This is a genomic window from Streptomyces sp. NPDC049541 (assembly GCF_044465725.1).
Classification (GTDB): domain Bacteria; phylum Actinomycetota; class Actinomycetes; order Streptomycetales; family Streptomycetaceae; genus Streptomyces.
Window position 1 is genome coordinate 41,780 of sequence record NZ_JBITLY010000021.1, and the last position, 16,002, is coordinate 57,781.

Annotated in this window: 8 protein-coding genes; 4 read left to right on the forward strand and 4 right to left on the reverse strand. The window is 74.7% G+C overall.

What is annotated here, in order from left to right; all coding sequences use genetic code 11:
- Positions 1–132: 132 nt before the first annotated feature.
- Positions 133–954 (forward strand): BTAD domain-containing putative transcriptional regulator, encoded by an 822-nt coding sequence (locus ACIBW9_RS41635; RefSeq protein WP_398963816.1) that lies wholly within the window; start codon positions 133–135, stop codon positions 952–954.
- Positions 955–1,095: 141 nt separating this feature from the next.
- Here the strand turns inward: ACIBW9_RS41635 and ACIBW9_RS41640 are convergent, their stop codons facing one another.
- Both ACIBW9_RS41640 and ACIBW9_RS41645 read right to left on the reverse strand, forming a co-directional pair.
- Positions 1,096–1,344, reverse strand: a complete 249-nt coding sequence (locus ACIBW9_RS41640; protein ID WP_398963819.1) for an acyl carrier protein — start codon at positions 1,342–1,344, stop codon at positions 1,096–1,098.
- Positions 1,345–1,393: 49 nt separating this feature from the next.
- Positions 1,394–2,464, reverse strand: a complete 1,071-nt coding sequence (locus ACIBW9_RS41645) for an AAA family ATPase (RefSeq protein WP_398963822.1) — start codon at positions 2,462–2,464, stop codon at positions 1,394–1,396.
- Between the two features lie 226 nt (positions 2,465–2,690).
- Here ACIBW9_RS41645 and ACIBW9_RS41650 point away from each other — a divergent pair, with 226 nt between their 5' ends.
- From ACIBW9_RS41650 to ACIBW9_RS41660, 3 genes are all read left to right on the forward strand, one after another.
- The gene (locus tag ACIBW9_RS41650) at positions 2,691–3,038 is read left to right on the forward strand and encodes a hypothetical protein (protein ID WP_398963825.1); all 348 of its coding nucleotides are present in this window, start codon (positions 2,691–2,693) and stop codon (positions 3,036–3,038) included.
- Positions 3,039–3,622: 584 nt separating this feature from the next.
- Complete coding sequence (locus ACIBW9_RS41655; protein WP_398963827.1) at positions 3,623–5,707, forward strand: condensation domain-containing protein; 2,085 nt, start codon at positions 3,623–3,625, stop codon at positions 5,705–5,707.
- Between the two features lie 457 nt (positions 5,708–6,164).
- Positions 6,165–7,400, forward strand: coding sequence for a helix-turn-helix domain-containing protein (locus ACIBW9_RS41660; RefSeq protein WP_398963830.1), 1,236 nt, complete (start codon positions 6,165–6,167; stop codon positions 7,398–7,400).
- Between the two features lie 193 nt (positions 7,401–7,593).
- Here ACIBW9_RS41660 and ACIBW9_RS41665 read toward each other — a convergent pair whose 3' ends face one another.
- Both ACIBW9_RS41665 and ACIBW9_RS41670 read right to left on the reverse strand, forming a co-directional pair.
- Entirely contained in the window at positions 7,594–12,897 is a 5,304-nt protein-coding gene (locus ACIBW9_RS41665) for an amino acid adenylation domain-containing protein (RefSeq protein ID WP_398963833.1), read from the reverse strand.
- Between the two features lie 273 nt (positions 12,898–13,170).
- Complete coding sequence (locus ACIBW9_RS41670) at positions 13,171–15,681, reverse strand: AAA family ATPase (protein WP_398963836.1); 2,511 nt, start codon at positions 15,679–15,681, stop codon at positions 13,171–13,173.
- Positions 15,682–16,002 lie beyond the last annotated feature (321 nt).

The window sequence follows — 16,002 nt, forward strand, 5'->3', positions numbered from 1 at the left end:
ATTGGAGCACCGCTGGAGGACCGCTACAGGAAATCGCTTGAGGGGCACGGATACGGCTAGCTTGCGTAGCGGCGGAGATTTCTGGCCGCCGAAAGGAACTGGACAAGGACTCGACGAGGTGGGGAGGCCACCATGCAGATTCAGGTTCTGGGTCCGTTGAGTGCCGAGGTCAACGGGGGATCAATCGTTCCGACGGCCGGTAAGCCGCGGCAGATTCTGTCGCTGCTGGCGCTTTATCCGGGGCGGGTCATGCCCGTTCCCACGCTTATGGAGGAACTCTGGGGAACCGCACCTCCGACGAGCGCGCTGACGACCCTGCAGACATACATACTTCAACTGCGCAGGCGGCTCGGTACGGCCATGGGTCCGGGCGTGCCGACCGGGGCGAAGGACATTCTCGCCACGCGGCACGGCGGATACCTGCTGCAGATCGACAGAAGCTGTGTCGACGTGCACCAATACGAGGAACTGGTCCGGCAGGGACAGTCGGCGTTCGAGACGGGGGACGACGAGGTGTCCGCGGCGCGGTTCCGTGCGGCACTCGATCTGTGGACCGGCGCACCGCTGGTCGACGTGAAACTCGGGCCGGTCCTCGACATCGAGGTGATGCGCCTGCAGGAGAGCAGACTGGTCACCGTGGAGCGGCGCATCGACGCCGATCTGCGGCTCGGCCGCCACTCGGAGCTGATCGCCGAGCTGACCGAACTGACCGCCCGCCATCCGCACCACGAGGGACTGCACTCGCAGGCCATGGTGGCGATGTACCGGTCGGGCCGGCAGGCGACCGCGCTGGAGGTCTACCGCCGGCTGCGCATGCGGCTCATCGACGAACTGGGCGTGGAGCCCTCGCCGCAGTTGCAGCGCATGCACCAGGCCATGCTGGCCGTCGACCCGCAGCTGGACGTGCTGGCGGGGTCGCGCCGCTCCTCGACGTTCGACCTGTTCGCTGCGTGACGGCCGGCACCGCCCGGCCCACGACCGGCGGCCTGCCGCACCCCGCACCGCCCCGCCACCGGCCCGTAGCCGTACTGCCGAAACGCCGAAACCGCCGATCCGCCATCCGGGACGGCGGTTTCGGCGTTTTCCGTACGGGGCTCAGGCGGCCGCCTGCAACCGGGTCACCGTCTCCCACAGGACGGCCGGCGTGGCGAAGGTGTCCAGGGAGAGGGCCTCGTTCACGAAGTGGATGCCGTAGGCGCCCTCCAGCGAGCCCAGCAACTCCACCGCGCCCAGCGAGTCCAGACCCGAGATCCTGAGGTCCGTGTCGGCCTCCAGCGGTTCGGACGCGTCGAGGAACGGCAGGTAGCCACGCAGCAGTTCCTCGAAGTTCTTGTCCCAAGCCATTGCTGACCTCACCCTTTGCCTGTCGTCGGATCGTTGAGGGAAGTCGTGGTCATGACGCCACGGAAGATCGCCGCGCCCGCTGGTCCGGAACTCGCGGTGCACTGCCGGGCCTGGCCGACGCATGCAATCGCCCGGGCCGCGGCAGCAGGGCGACCAGGTCGGTGGCGGGCAGGGCGCCGAGGGCCGCGGCCCGTACGGCGGGATGCGAGAAGCCGGTGCCGCTCAGCAGACCCGCTCCGTGCAGGCCGGCCAGGCGCTGCCGTACCGCGGGCGGCGCGATGCCCGTCAGCTCCGCGATGCGCTCCGGCGTGGCCGCGTCGTCCAGCAGCGCGGCGGCCCGGGCGACCCTCGCGGCGGTGGCGCCGGCGCGGTACAGACAGGCGCGGACGGCCTGGGCGAAGGGGCCGTCGACGTCCGGGGTGCGCGGCGCGGATGCCGTCGGCCGGCGCCGGTCGGCCAGAGCGTATTCCTCCAGGAGGGCGCGCAGCAGCAGGGGGTTGCCACCGCTGGACTCGTGGAGGAACGCGGGGTGTTCGCTGCAGCCGGCGCGTTCGGCCAGCGCGGCCACCTCGGCCGGTCCGAGCCGCTCCAGCCGGACCCGGCGAGACGTCGGACGGCGCATCAGCTCGGTCGCGAACGCCGGGTCGCCCTGCTCGTGGTGGACCGTGCCGGCCACGACCAGGAGCATGCGGGCGGGACGTGCGGAGCGGGACAGGTACTGGACGAAGGCGCGGGACTCGGCGTCGGCGTGGTGGACGTCGTCCACACACAGCACCAGCGGTCTGCGCTCGCTCAGCGCGCGCAGTTCGGCGCACAGCGCCGGCATGTCCCCGATACGCGGTGCCCGGTCCGCGGTGCTCTCCCGCAGGGGCGGCCCGGGACGGTCGGCCAGCAGCCGGCGGACCACGCTCCACGCGGTTCGGCGCTCGGCCGGGAAGCCGGTTGCGCACAGCACCACGGCTCCCGCGGTCGCGGCCCGTTCGATCAGCAGGTGCACGAGCGCGCTCTTGCCGCACCCGGTGGGCCCTTCCACCACAACGGTGCGGAAGCACCCCTCGGCACAGTCCGTGAAGGCATCCGTCAAGGTCTTGATCGCCGTGGTCCTGCCGACCAACGTCATAGTCGCACCGTCTCGGTTGGTCCACCCCTGACCTGGACCAGCCTGGCCACGCCCCCTACAGGGGTGGTGGAGCCGTGGCGGAACGCGGCACACGCGAGGTCGGCGCGATTCCAGCCGAAAGCACTTCCGCGCTCCATCACCGCTCCAGTGCGGGCGGTCATGGTTTCCGGGACGGCTGTACGGGATGACGAACCATGAGGAAGGACCCCTCGTCATGGTGCCCACGTTGACTGAGCCCCTCAGCGGGGCGCTGCACGAACTCCTCACCGCTCGCAGCCTGCGCGAACGTAACAAGGAACTCGTCCTCGCGCTGGTCGCGGCAGGCAACCGGGGCGAGGTCAACCAGCTCACCCGCCACTGGGCGGGCCCCGCCGGCACAGGCCGGCGAGCGCTGCCCGACGGGCTGGGACTGACGGTCGAGAGCCTCCTCGCCGACGGTGACAGCGTCGTGCTGCGGGCGACCGCGCGCGCCGGAAGGGCGGCCTGGTCGCTGGTCGCCGAGCTCCGTTTCGACGCGGCGGGGCGGGTCGAGCAGTGCCACGACGTGTTCGTTCCGAGGACGACGGCGAGCTGACCCGGGCCTCGAATCGGCAGCAACTCCATTGCCACGAGGAGGACTTCGAGCGAGCCATCGGCCGGTCCTTGGCCGGGAGTCTCCCCGGGACCGGGAGTCGGACCTCTGCCTGACCTTGCGGTGTTGCGGGCGTTCAGGGCGGACGAATGCAGGTCGGGGATGGTTCGGGGGTCGCTGGAGAAAACGGACGGACGGGACGTGGCGGGGCTAGCGTGGGAAGGCCGAGTGTGAGGGGGCGGCCATGGATGAGCGCCACATCGGCCGGCACGTACCGGAGCCGTGTGCCTGTCGGATGCCCAGGTCACCGATGTGCGGTGGGCCTGGGCCGGTGGTGTGTGCTGTGCGGTGCGGCGGGGCGCCGCGTGTGCGCCTGGGTCGTCCCCTGCCGGCCGGGTCCGCCCGGTGTCCCGCCCTTGCGGTGCCACTGCCGCGCCGTTCCGGGACGGGGAGCAGGCTCTCGGGCCGCTCCTGCGGCGGCGCGTCCGTGCCGTGCGCCCCGCCTCGTCGGCCGGAGCACGGGGGCCGATTCGCTGAGCCGGGGGCAGACGTCCGTTCCGTACGGGGTTGTCCGAGAGGGGGAGGCGATGAACGACGGCCGGCCTGCCGGTGTATACGCGGTGATCGACCCCGAGCGGGGTGCCCACGGCGCCCTGGAACTGCACGGGCCACTGCACACGGACTGCTACCACCGGGCCCTGCACCGCATCGCGGAGATCCGTCCGGGCGCCCGGAATCCGGGGCCCAGGTTGCTGCGGCACGGCCCCGACCTGCACACCGTCGAACTCCCCGGCGGCGACGGGGTGTCGGCGCCCTATCCCGTCGGACTGCTCGCCGACCTGCTCACCGCCGCCGCGCCCGATCCCGGCGGCCGGCACGGCGCCGGGGCCTGCGCGGGGCCGGCCGGCCTGCCCTGCGGGACGCTGCCGCGCACCCAACCGCTCACCCCCCTGCAGCAGCAGCGGCTCGCCGATGCCCTGGCCTGGCCCGACCACCAGGTCGAGCAGGTCGTCTGGCGCTGGTACGGCCCCCTCGACACCGCACGCTTCGAGGCGGCCTGGCAGGCCGTCGGCGAGCGCGAGAGCGTGCTGCGCACCGCCTTCGTATGGGACCCGCGGCCGCGCGCCGTCGTCCTCGACCACGGCGCCACGGAAGTCGTCCGCCACCCGCACGGCACGGTGGTCCGGCGCGCGGCGCTGCTGGCCCGCGAGCGTGCCCGTGCCTTCGACCTGCGCCGCCCCGAATCGGTGCGGGTGGCGCTGCTGGACAGCGGCCCCGCGGACGCGGCAGCGCCCTTCACCGACGTACTCGTGACCTATCACCGTGCCCTGCTGGACAGTTGGAGTGTCCGGCTGCTGATGCGCGAGTGCTGCCGCGCCTACCTCGCCGACGGGGTGCTGCCCGGCGGCGAACGCCGACCCGACCTGGGCGACTGCGCCCGCTGGCTCGGCGCCCAGGGCCTCGGCCCGGCCGACGACTTCTGGCGCGGGCCCGCCCACCGGCCGCCCGCGCCCGCCGCACCCCGGCCCGGCCCGGTCGGCCGTGCCGGCAGCGGAGGCACCGGCGTGCTCCGCACCGCCCTGACCCCGGACGACAGCACACTCCTGGCCCACTGGGCGGCGCGCTGGGGCGTCACGGAGAGCAGCGTGCTCCAGGCGGTGTGGGCGATGCTTCTGTACCGTGCGTCCGATGCCGCCCCCGGGCCGGCAACCGTAGGCTTCGGCCTGGACTTTCCAGGGCGGGGGCTGCTCCTGGAGGGCATCGAGGGTGTCCCCGGCCCGTTCGAGAACGCGCTGCCCCTCACGGTCGCCGTCGACGCGACGCAACCCCTGTCCGGACTGCTGCGCGAACTGCGTGACCTGGTGATGGACATGGCCGCGTACGAATGGGTCGCGGCCGGCGGACCGGCCGTCGGCCGCGACGCCGGGTCACGGGCAGGCGGCCTGCTCGCCTTCGACTGCGGCCCGCGTGCCGAGGCCGCCCACAACAAGGAACTCGCCGCGCAAGGGATACGCCTCGAGGAGCAGGAGGCCGCCGGGGCCCCCGCCGGGTCAGCCCTGCGGCTGCGCGCCGGTCACGATGCCCGCCGTGGTCTCGTGCTCACCTGCGCCTACGACCGTGACCTCGTCGGCGGCGGCGCCGCCCGCACTCTGCTGGCGCACACCGAGCGGCTGTTGCGCCTGCTGCCCGGCGCGGCGACCGCGGGAACCACCGTCGGGGACGTCCTGGCCTGGCTGCCGGACGCCGTCACACCCCGGGTACCGGACGGTCCCCCCGCCCGGGACGCGGCGCCGCTCGTGCTGCGCGGTGCGTCGGAGCCCGCGGCGGCGACCGTGTGCCTGCTCGACGTCCCGGGCGCGCCGCGCACGGGCCACTGGGAGCTGGTGCGGCACTACCGCGGGCCGGAGGCGCTGACCGCGCTCCGGCTCACCGCCGGCGAGGAGGCCGCCCAGGCCGGGCCCCTCGGCACGCTGGCCCGTTCGCCCGGCCGGCTGGTGCTCGGTGGGTACTCCGGCGCCGGTGCCCTCGCCTGTGAACTGGCCCGGCAGGTCACGGGGCCAGGGGTGCGCCCGCCCCTGGTCGTGGTCGGCGGCGCCTGCGACGATCCGGACGGGCCCCGGAGTCTGGCGAACGCTCTGCAGAGGGCGAGCGCGTCGGCTTGCCGGCACTGAAGCGTGGTGCCTGCGTCATTCAGGTGCCTTGCCCGGTACAGCCGTGGGCAAGATCATCTCTTGGGCCAGCCGATGTCGTCGTCGGACGATGTACCGCGCATCGGTCCCGGTCGGCCGGCGCGGCCCTCACGGGCAGCGCGGCGGTCAGGAACCGAGGGCTTCATGAACGACTCCCGTGGACGCGAACGAGAACAGTTCCCGTGATCGAAAACGGGCCGGTGCGCAGGTGACGCCACCGGCGCTTGAGATGCTCCTCGTATTCGCTAAAGGATCGCTCGAGAAACGCACGAGAGTCCCGTGAGGTTCGCACGAGGACCAGGGCACGGCGTCTGGCAAAACATTGCCCGGCACTTGCCCGGCGGCCTACGCTCGTTGCGGCTTTCGGTGGCCTTCGGACGATGGCTCGCCCATCCCGCCCCCGGCCGCCCCCCACCCGTCCGTCCCAGGGAATGGTCACATGCCGCAGCAGCCCGCGTTCGGCCGTCGTCTCCGCAAACTGCGACAGGCTCGTGGGCTGTCCCAGACCGCGCTGGCCGGTGACGGCATGTCGACGGGATACCTCTCCCGTCTGGAGTCCGGCGCACGCCAGCCCACCGAGCGGGCCGTCGCCTATCTCGCCGACCGACTCGGCCTGGAGGCGGCGGACTTCGAGGAGCCCGCCGGCGGTTCCCTCGCCAACGCGCTGACGCTGGTCGCCTCCACCGGCTCCGAGGCGGCGATGGAAACCCTCCGCGAGGCCCTGGCGGCCGAGGGCCACGAGGCGCCGGTGCTGCGCTGGCAGGCGCTGTGGCAACTGGCCCGGCAGCGGCGGGTCCAGGGCGACCACGAGGGTGAGCGGGAGGACCTCGAGGAACTGGTACGGCTCAGCGACGCGGTCGGACTGGTCGCGCTGCGGGTGCGCGGCCTGACCCGGCTCGCCCGCTGTCTGCGCTCGCTGGGTGAGATCACGGACGCCCTCGACGCCGCGATGACGGCCCACCATCTCGCCCGCGAGGACGACCTGGACGTCGAGGACCGTGCCGCGGTGCTGCTGGCCCTGATCTCGGTGGAGGCGGAGGCGGGCCGGACGCCGGACGCACGGGCCCACACCGACGAGCTGGTCGAACTGGTCGCGGGCAGGTCGGACGCGTTGTGGGCGGAGGCGATGTGGACCGCCGCGGCGGTGCGTCTGCGGCAGGGCGACCATGCGGCCGCGCAGGCCCATCTGGAGGAGGCGCTGGAGAAGTTCGGCAGCGGCGAGGACCTCGTACTGTGGCTGCGGCTGCGGCTCGCCGCCGGCCGGCTGCACCTGCAGAAGGTGCCGCCGGACCCCGAGGCCGCCGAGCGGTGCGTCGTGGCCGCCGAGCCGGCCCTCGCGTTCGTCGGCACCCCCGGCCTGCGCCAGGAACTGACCGCGCTCAAGGCCGACCTCGCCTTCCTCACCGCCCGGTACGACGACGCCCGCGTCCTGCTCGGCGAACTCGCCGAGGTGGAGCCCAGGATGACCTACCGGGACCGGGTACGGCTGGACATCCTCCGCCACCAGCTGCGCATCCGCTCCGGCGACGAGAGCGGCCTCCAGGGGCTGCGGGCCCTCGCCGAGCAGGCGCAGGCCGACGCCAACATCGACCTGGCCGCGGAGATCTGGCGCGTCCTCGCCGAGTCCCTGGCCCAGTCCGCGCTGGAGCGGGGTTCCGCGGCGTCCGGGGTGTGACGGACCGGTTCGCCCGGTTCACGAAGATTCCCGGCCAGGTCGCCGACGGCCCGCCGGGTGGGGTGGCTGCTGCTTGGGCGTGGACCGCCGGCCGGGCGTGGGCCGGGGCCGCGAGCCCCCGTTGCGGGCCCGGGCAGCATCGGCAGGGGGAGCGACGCGGCATGCAGAACGGTTCGGCCCTCCGGCCGCCGGCCTAGAACGGGTCGCCGAGCTGGTCGTTGATGTGGTCGAGGCACAGCTCGTACAGGTCCTCGGCGTGGGTCTCGTACCAGCCCACGGGGACGGCGGCCGTCGCGGGCCACAGCGCACGGTGACCGGTCGAGTCGGCCAGCACCACGAAGGTGGCGAACTCGTCGGCGAACGGGTCGTCGTGGGCCGGGACGTCCAGCACCCGCAGATTGCCGTACTCGTCCAGGTGGGCGGCGCGCCCGGTGCGCCACATCCGGGCGGTGGTGCCGTCCGGGCGGCCGAACGGGTCGGGCAGGAACCGCTCGCCGCTGGCCCCTGGCGCCCCGATGTAGCCCCGGGCCGTGCCGACGCCCGCGATGTACAGGGACCCGGTCTCGCCCGGGCCAACCGGGCGCAGCAGCGAGTCGAGGAGGTAGGCCCGGTAGCCGGGGGCGGGCCGGGCCGGGGCGCCGGGCACCCGCTCGACGACGAGCCTGCCCTCGGCCCAGCCGCCGCTCACGGTCAGCTCGGCGCCCTCGGTCCGGGCGAGCGACACCAGCGCGCACAGCACGTCGTCGGCGCCGCCCAGCACCACTCGGGCGCCCTGTCGGCGCAGCCAGCCCAGCACCTCGTGCGGCACGTCCTGGGTGAGTGAGCCGTCCGGGACGTGCACGCGGCCGCCGCAGGCCAAGGTGGTCAGCAGCCCCACCGCCGCGTCGCCGTCCGGGTAGCCGTGCACCAGCCAGGCCGCGTCTGCCGGTGCGGCCAGCGCCGCCGCGGTGACGGCCTCGCTGCCCATCGCCACGGTGCCGTCCTCGCCGGGCAGCAGCAGGAGCGGGTCGTCACCGCGCAGCGGCCGGGTGCGGTCGGCCTCCGTCACCGGCCAGCGCCCGGTCGGCGGCAGCCGGTCGGCGGCGTCCTCGCGGACCAGCCGGGCCGCACCGGGCACGGCGGGCAGCAGCAGGTCCGCGGTCTCGTCGAGAAGCAGTACCGCGGGACGCAGTGACTCGGCGAGATCCAGTGAGGGGTCGACCGGCAGCAGCGCGGCTCCCGTCTTCGCCACGGCGATCGCGGCCACCGCGAACCCGGTCGGGGAGGACAGGGCGGTGAGCACACAGGTGCCGGGACCGGCCCGGTGCTCGATGAGGGCGTGCGCCAACAGGTCGGAGCGGGCGTCGAGTTCGGCGTAGTCCAGGCCGGCCAGCGCGGGCGCCTCGGGGGCCCGCGCCACCTGCGCGGCGAACAGCGATGCCATGTCCCGCTCCATGAGCGGCACGTCCGCACCCGCCCACACCCCGTCCCCGGCGGCAGGGCCGGGCAGCAGCCGCAGCCGGCTGAGCGGGGTCGCGGGCGCTTCGAGGGCCGACCGCAGTACGGCGGTGAGCTGACCGGTGAGGGAGGCAGCGACCCTCTCGCCGACCGTCTCGTGGCGGAAGGCGGCGGTGACGGTGATGCCGGCCGGGGCACCCGCGGGGTTCTGCCGCTCCGTCAGCGTCAGCCCCAGATCCGTGGCCGGGACCGGAGGGGTGCAGTGCTCGGCCTGCACGGACAGTCCGGCCGCCTCGAACCGGCCCACGCACTCCTGGAGAACGGTCAGCCCGATCCCGCCGGGCAGCGCCGCCAGTGCCGCCTCGCCGTCCCGGTAGGCGGCCAGGTCCCGCTCGCGGACCCGGCGCAGCAGTTCGGTGAAGGCCGGGTCGCCGGAGGTGTCCACGGTCAGGGCCAGGACCCGCCCGTACGGGCCGACGGCCGCGCGCAGTGCGGCGGTGTCCCGGGCCGGGACCGGGGCGGCCACGGTGACCGGGCCGGCCGCGCCGAGCCGGTTCAGCAGGGCGGCGAGCGCGGCGTGCACCACCATGAACAGGGTGGTGCCGTGATCGGCGGCCAACCGGGTGAGCCGCGCGTGCAGTTCCGCGTCCAGTTCGCTCTCCAGGCTGCCGTGGGAGGCGTGGCCGGCATGCGGCGCGCCGCCGGGCAGCGGGGTGGGCGGCAGGTCGCCGAAGACCGCGCGGGGAGCCGCGTCCGGTTCGGCGGGGCAGTGGTGCGGGATGTGCCCGGTGGCCCGCGCCCCGTAGGCCCGGGCGAGTTCGGCGGTCAGCGGCAGATGGGACCACGCGTCGACCGAGTCGGCGGGCAGCGACAGTGTCAGCAGGTGGTCGTCGGCGGCCAGGGCGCGCAGCCGGGTGCCGGCCACGCCGAGCCGGGAGTTGCGCAGCGACGGATGGCTCCGGCCGAGGTCCTCCAGGGCGGCTTCCAGGGCGCGGGTGTCCAGCGCGCCGCGCAGCCGTACCGAGAACTCCGAGCTGTCGCCGGCGGTGGCGCCCGGTCCGGTCACCGCGGCGGGGGCGTCGCCGACGAGCGCGGCGAACGCGGCCGGGGTCGGCGCCTCGTACAGCGCCCGGCTGCCCGGGTCGGCGCCCAGCGTCTCGCGGGCCCGGGACAGCAGCCGGGCCGCTGCCGGCGAGTGGCCACCGGTGCGGAAGAAGTCGGAGTCGGCGTGCACCTTGTGCCGCGGCAGGCCCAGCACCTCGGCGAACAGGTCACGGACGATCTCCTGGATCGGCGTGCCGGGCTGGGTGCCGGGGCGGTCGGCGGTGAACGAGGGCGCCGGCAGGGCCTCGCGGTCCACCTCGCCGTTGGCGTTCAACGGCAGGGCTTCCATGATCGTCAGTGCGGACGGGATCATGTGGTGCGGCAGCCGCTCCTGGAGATGGGTGCGCAGGACGACTTCCAGGTCGACGGTGCGGTCGAAGGTGGTCGGGGTGTTGGCGCAGCTCTCGGCGTCGGCGACGGGTGCCGCGTACACGCCGGTCAGCCGGCCCGCGGGGACCTGCTCGGGGTCGAGGAGGACGATGTCGAGGAGGTCCGGGCTCTCGCCCCAGGTGGGCAGGGCCCGGTAGCCCAGGCGCTCGGCGGCCTCGCACAGCGCCTCCGGGGCGGGGGCGGGCGCGTCCTGCGGCTCCAGGTCGATGCTGTCGCGGGGGTCGAAGAGGGACTGCATGGCCGTGTACTCGTCGTGCACCCGGCGGTTGGGCACCCCGGCCAGGCGCAGCACGGCGGGGCGCGCCGTCGTCAGGTGGTGTTCGGCCTCGGCGGTGCCGGCGATGTCCCGGCCCCAGCGGAGGGCGGGCGCGGCGGCGAGGTCGGCGACCGGCTCGGCCGTGGAGAGCACCACGTCGTAGCGGTAGCGGGTCAGCTCGTTGTGGTGCAGGCCCCGCTTGGTGCGCACGTCGACCGCGCGCACGGCGGGCAGGTCCCGGGCGAGGGCGTCGAACAGGGCGGGGGAGAGCAGCAGTTCGGTCTCCGTGGCGACCTGCTGGTCGATGGCGCGGAGCAGCGCCTCCCGGTCGCCGCGGGCGCCGCCCGGCCGGGCCAGCGCGATGCCGGTCCTCAAGCAGCGGGCGAGGTCCAGGTTGCGCAGGTCGCCGAGGAGCAGCGAACCGCCCGGGGCGAGCAGCGGCAGGGCCCGCTCGACGACGGTGCGCAGGTAGGCGAGGCTCGGGAAGTACTGGATCACCGAGTTGACGACGATCGTGTCGAAGTGCCCGGCGGGCAGTCCGTGGGTGTGCTCGGCGCCCCGGCAGTCGAGCCGGACCTTGCCCTTCAGGACCGGGTCGGCCTCCACCTGCGCGGTGAGCGCGGCGACGGCGGCGGGGGAGAAGTCGGTGGCCCAGTATTCGTGGACCTCCTCGTCGCGGGCGAGGTGGGCCATCAGCAGTCCGGTGCCCGCACCGATCTCCAGGACCCGGCGGCGCGGCAGCTCGCGGATCCGGTCGAGGGTGGCGTCCCGCCACTCCCGCATCTGCTCCAGCGGGATCGGCAGGGCGTCGTAACTGCTGTTCCAGCCGGTGAAGTCGTCGCCCGGCCCGGCGGCGTCGGCGTGGTCGTAGAGCGCCTCGTAGATCTCCTTCCACTCGGTGACCTGTGTGTCCTCCTCGGCGGCCGCCGAGGCCGGGGCAGCCGGGACCACATGTGCCACCAGGCGTTTGTCGCCGTCCTCGGTCTCGTGCAGTGACACCGCGGCGGCGGACACGGCCGGGTGAGCGGTCAGCACCGACTCGATCTCGCCGAGTTCGATGCGGAAACCGTGCAGCTTGATCTGGCCGTCCACCCGGCCGACGAACTCCAGCGCGCCGTCCTCGCCCGTGCGCACCAGGTCGCCGGTGCGGTACAGCGGGCCGTCGGTGCCGGTGAGGCGGTCCTCGACGAACCGCTGCGCGGTCAGCTCCGGCCGGTGCAGGTAGCCGGTGGCCACGCCCGCTCCGCCGAGCAGGAGTTCACCGGTGCCGCCCGGGGCGACCGGGGTGCCGTCGGTGTCCACGACCACGGCCGTGGTGGCGCCGATCGGCCGGCCGATCGGGATCGTACGGTCGCCCTCGGCGGGTTCGGTGACCCGGTGCCAGGTGGCGAACGTCGTGGTCTCGGTCGGCCCGTACACGTGCAGCAGCCGCTCGGGCGCGCCGGCGGCGAACACCTCGCGGACCCGGCGCGGGTCGCAGGTCTCGCCGCCGAACAGGACGGTGCCGAGCGGCGCGAAGGCGGCCGGCCGCTCCCGGGCGATCTGGTGGAACCGGGCGGTCGTCAGGAAGACCACGGAGATGCCGTGGGCGCGGACCGCGTCCTGGAAGCGGTCCGGGTCGGTGACGGTGGCCTTGCCGAGGCCGACCAGCCGGGCGCCCGCGGTGAGCGTCGTCCACACCTCGAAGGTGACCGCGTCGAAGGCGGGGCCGGCGGCCTGGGCCACCACGTCGGCGGGGGTCAGCCGCAGGTAGTCGGTGGAGGTGACGAAGTCCAGCACCGCGCGGTGCGGTACGACGACGCCCTTGGGGGTGCCGGTGGTGCCGGAGGCGTAGCAGACGTAGACGGCGTCGTCCGGGCCGGTCGTCTGCTCGGGCAGGGCGTCGCAGCGCCGGGCGATCTCGGAGGCCTCGGCGTCCAGGGCGACGACCGCCGTGTGCGGGTCCGCGTAGTCCGGCGCGTCCGCGCTCTCGGTCAGCACCACGGCGGCCGCGCTGTCGCGCACGATCAGCCGGCGCCGTTCGGCCGGGTCGGCGGGGTCGACCGGGACGTAGGCGGCGCCGGCCCGCACGATCCCGAGGAACGCGGTCACCAGCTCCGGGCCCGGCCGCAGCGAGGTCACCACCCGGTCGCCGCGGCCGACCCCGCGGGCCCGCAGGTGGGCGGCGAGACGGTTGGCCGCGCGGCTCAGCTCCAGGTAGGTGAGGCGGGCGTCGCGGCCGTCGGCGTGCCGGGGGTAGTGGACCGCGATCGCGTGGGGACGCTCCTGGACCTGCTGCTCGATGAGGCCGGAGACCGACAAGACCGACATCAGCACTCGCTCCTTACGACAGCGCGTTCCGGGTTGGCAAAACGTTGCCTGAATATTGGCAACATCTGCCTGAGGAGGTGTCTCGCTACGGTCGAGCGGCAATGGAGTCGCAGGTCGTGCGGGTGGATTGCGGCCGCTTCGAGAAGCGGAAGGTTGCCAAGTGCGCTGCGGGGGCGGGCTTGTCCGGCATGCGAAAGCGGCTGTGCCGCGGAGGTGAGGGTCCTCCGCGGCACAGCCGCTCCAGGCGCGGGGACGGCCGGGGCCGTCCCTCGGTCAGGTGCGCACGGGCGCGGTACCGGCCGGCCGGCCGGGCAGCTCCGCCACCCGCCGCTCGGCGTCGTTCAAGGGCACCTCCCCGGCGGCGACTTCGACAGCGGGACGGCCGGCCACGGGCAACAGCTCCTCCGGAAAGCCCACCGCGCCCAGCTGCTGTGCCAGATTCCAGGCGGCCCGAAGAGCGGCGGCCCCCTGTGCGGCGCGGCCGTCGCCGTGCAGGGCATGCCCGAGCTCGGCCAGCGCCCGGACGGTCTCCAATCCGTCGCCCGCGCGCCGCAGTTCGTCGACGGCCTCGCCCAGCAGAGCGGTGCGCCGACCGGGCGAGCCCGTCGCGGCCAGCAGGCGCAGGCAGGCACCCCGTACCCGGGGGTGCGCCGCGTCCGGCAGGGCGAGCTGTTCCTCCGCCAGCGCCCGGGCCCGTCCGAGCCGGCCCATCCGCAGCAGCGCCTGCGCGGCGTCCGTGCGCCACGGCAGGAACGCCGGCCGGTCCGCCTGCCACGACTGCACCACACGGCCCGCCGTGCGGAAGTCGGCGAGCGCGGTGTGCGGCTGCCCCAGGGACAACCGGTGCAGCCCGCGGGCGCGCAGGTACTGCACGCCGTACAGACTGGTCAGCGCCTGCCGGGTCACCGGGCGCTGGGCGTGCCGGGTCGCCTCGTCGTGGTGGCCGAGGGCGGCACAGGCCTGGACGAGTGTGGCGGCCGGGCCGTAAGGGAACGCTCCGCCACCGCAGGTGGGCAGCGCGTCGAGCGCCGCCGTCGCGTGCCTGCGGGCCCCGTGTGCGTCGCCGGTCCGCAGCAGCGCCTCGGCGTACAGCGCCGCGCAGACCGCGCGCCAGCCGGGCGCGCCGCTCCTCTCCGCCTGCGCGAGCAGCCCTCTGCTCGGGGACACCGCGCGCTCGGACCGGTCCGAGTACAGCAGCGCACGCACGGCGTTGACGAGACGGGCGAAGGAGGTGTCCGTCAGCGGCACCGTCCCCAGCAACGTCTCGCACTCACCGGCTGGAGCGTCGAGCAGGGTGCCGACGACCCAGCGGTCCTCCGCGCCCGGATCCTCCGTCCGCAGCAGTGCGCAGGCCTCGGCGATCCGGCCCTGGGCGAGCAGCAGCGCGGCGGGCTCCCGCGGGTCCCAGCCCGAAGGCCGGGCCGAACGCGGGCCGGTGACCCATGCGGTCAGCCGTGCCTCGCCGACCGCCGGATGCCGGCGGGCGCCGGTCCGCACGAGCGACAGGGCCACGGCGGCACGCTCGTCCTCGTCGGGGCAGACACCGTGCGCGAGTTCGAGGAGACGCTCGGCGTCGGCGGTGGTGTCCGCGCGCGGAGCCAGGTCGGGGCCGTCGGCGGGGCCGGGCGCCAGCAGGGCGTGGGCCGTCTCGACGAGCAACGTGAAGTCCTCGGGGCGGGCGGGGGAGCGCCTGCCGTCCGCCGGCGGGGCGAGCAGATGGCCGGCCACCGCTTCGGCCGGGGCCCCCGCCTCGTGCAGCGCGTGGGCCGCCCTTCGACGGAGGTCGCCGCGCATGCGCGGGGGAACACCGGCCAGGACGGCGGTCGGGACGGACGGGTGGCGGAACCGGAGGCCTTCGAGCAGCCCACAGGCACGCAGAGCGTTCAGCGCGCCCGGGACGTCGTGGCCTGCGGGCGACGGGACATCGGTCCCGGGGCGGTGCAGCATGCGTGCGACGAGGGGTTCGGTGGCCCAGGCGGCCAGTGCCGCCACCGCGCGGGCGACCGCCTCGGCCCCTGGCCCGCTCCGGCGCAGACAGTCGAGGACGGCCTCGGCGAACGGGCCGTCGGGCGCGGGCGCCGGGGGCTGTACGGCGGCGCCGTCCTCCTGCAGCAGGGCGCGCAGCAGGAGCGGGTTTCCGCCGGTGATGCCATGCAGTTCGGACGGCGGGCGGCCGGGGCGGCCCGGTGCCGGCCACCCCTGGGGCGGGGCCGCGGCGGCGCGGGCCGTCTCTTCCGGGGCGAGCGGACCGAGCCGGATCCGCCGCACGTGCCGACCGGCCGGCTCCGGGGTGAAAAGCGGCTCCTGGATGTGTGCGGCGTACGCGGAGACGGTGGCGACCAGCAGGACCCGGGCCGGGCGGGCGTGCCGGGCGAGATGGCGCAGATGATGCAGGGACTGCGCGTCGGCGTACTGGACGTCGTCCACGCAGAGCACCACCGGCCGGTCCAGAGCGGGAGTGCACAACTGCGCGCAGAACGTCCGCATCGCCTCCTCGGAGGGTACGGCGTCGTCGGCTCCGGTGCGGGGGAGTGCGAGCACCGGTGCACCGCCGACCAGTTGGCGCAGCACTCCGAGGGGCGCCCCGCGCTCGGACTCGGTGGCGGCAGCGGTGAGCAGTAGCGCTCCCGCGGCGGCCGCCCGTTCGGCCACGGCGTTCAACAGGTGGGTCTTGCCGCAGCCGGCGCCACCCTCGATCAGTACCACCCGGGAGCGTCCCGCCGTGCAGGCGGTGAGGACCGTCTCCAGAGCTCCGGCCACCGATGTTCTGTCCGCCTCCGTCATGAAACCGCCCCTTCGCCCGAAGCCGCGCTGGTCGGGCTCAGCATCGAAGCAGCGCCTCTAAGCGAGGTGGAGCGGGGACGGAGATGCAAACACCCCGGGGAACGCCGAAGCCCCCGCAGAGGCACGGCGGCCTGCGGGGGCGTCACGGGGCGGGCGCGGATGCCCGGGCGCGTATCAGACGGTGGCGGTCTTGGGCCAGCCGATGTCGGCGGGGTTGGCGGTGGCGACGGTGGCGGTCTTGGGCCAGCCGATGTCGGCGGGGTTGGCGGTGGCGACGGTGGCGGTCTTGGGCCAGCCGATGTCGGCGGGGTTGGCGGTGGA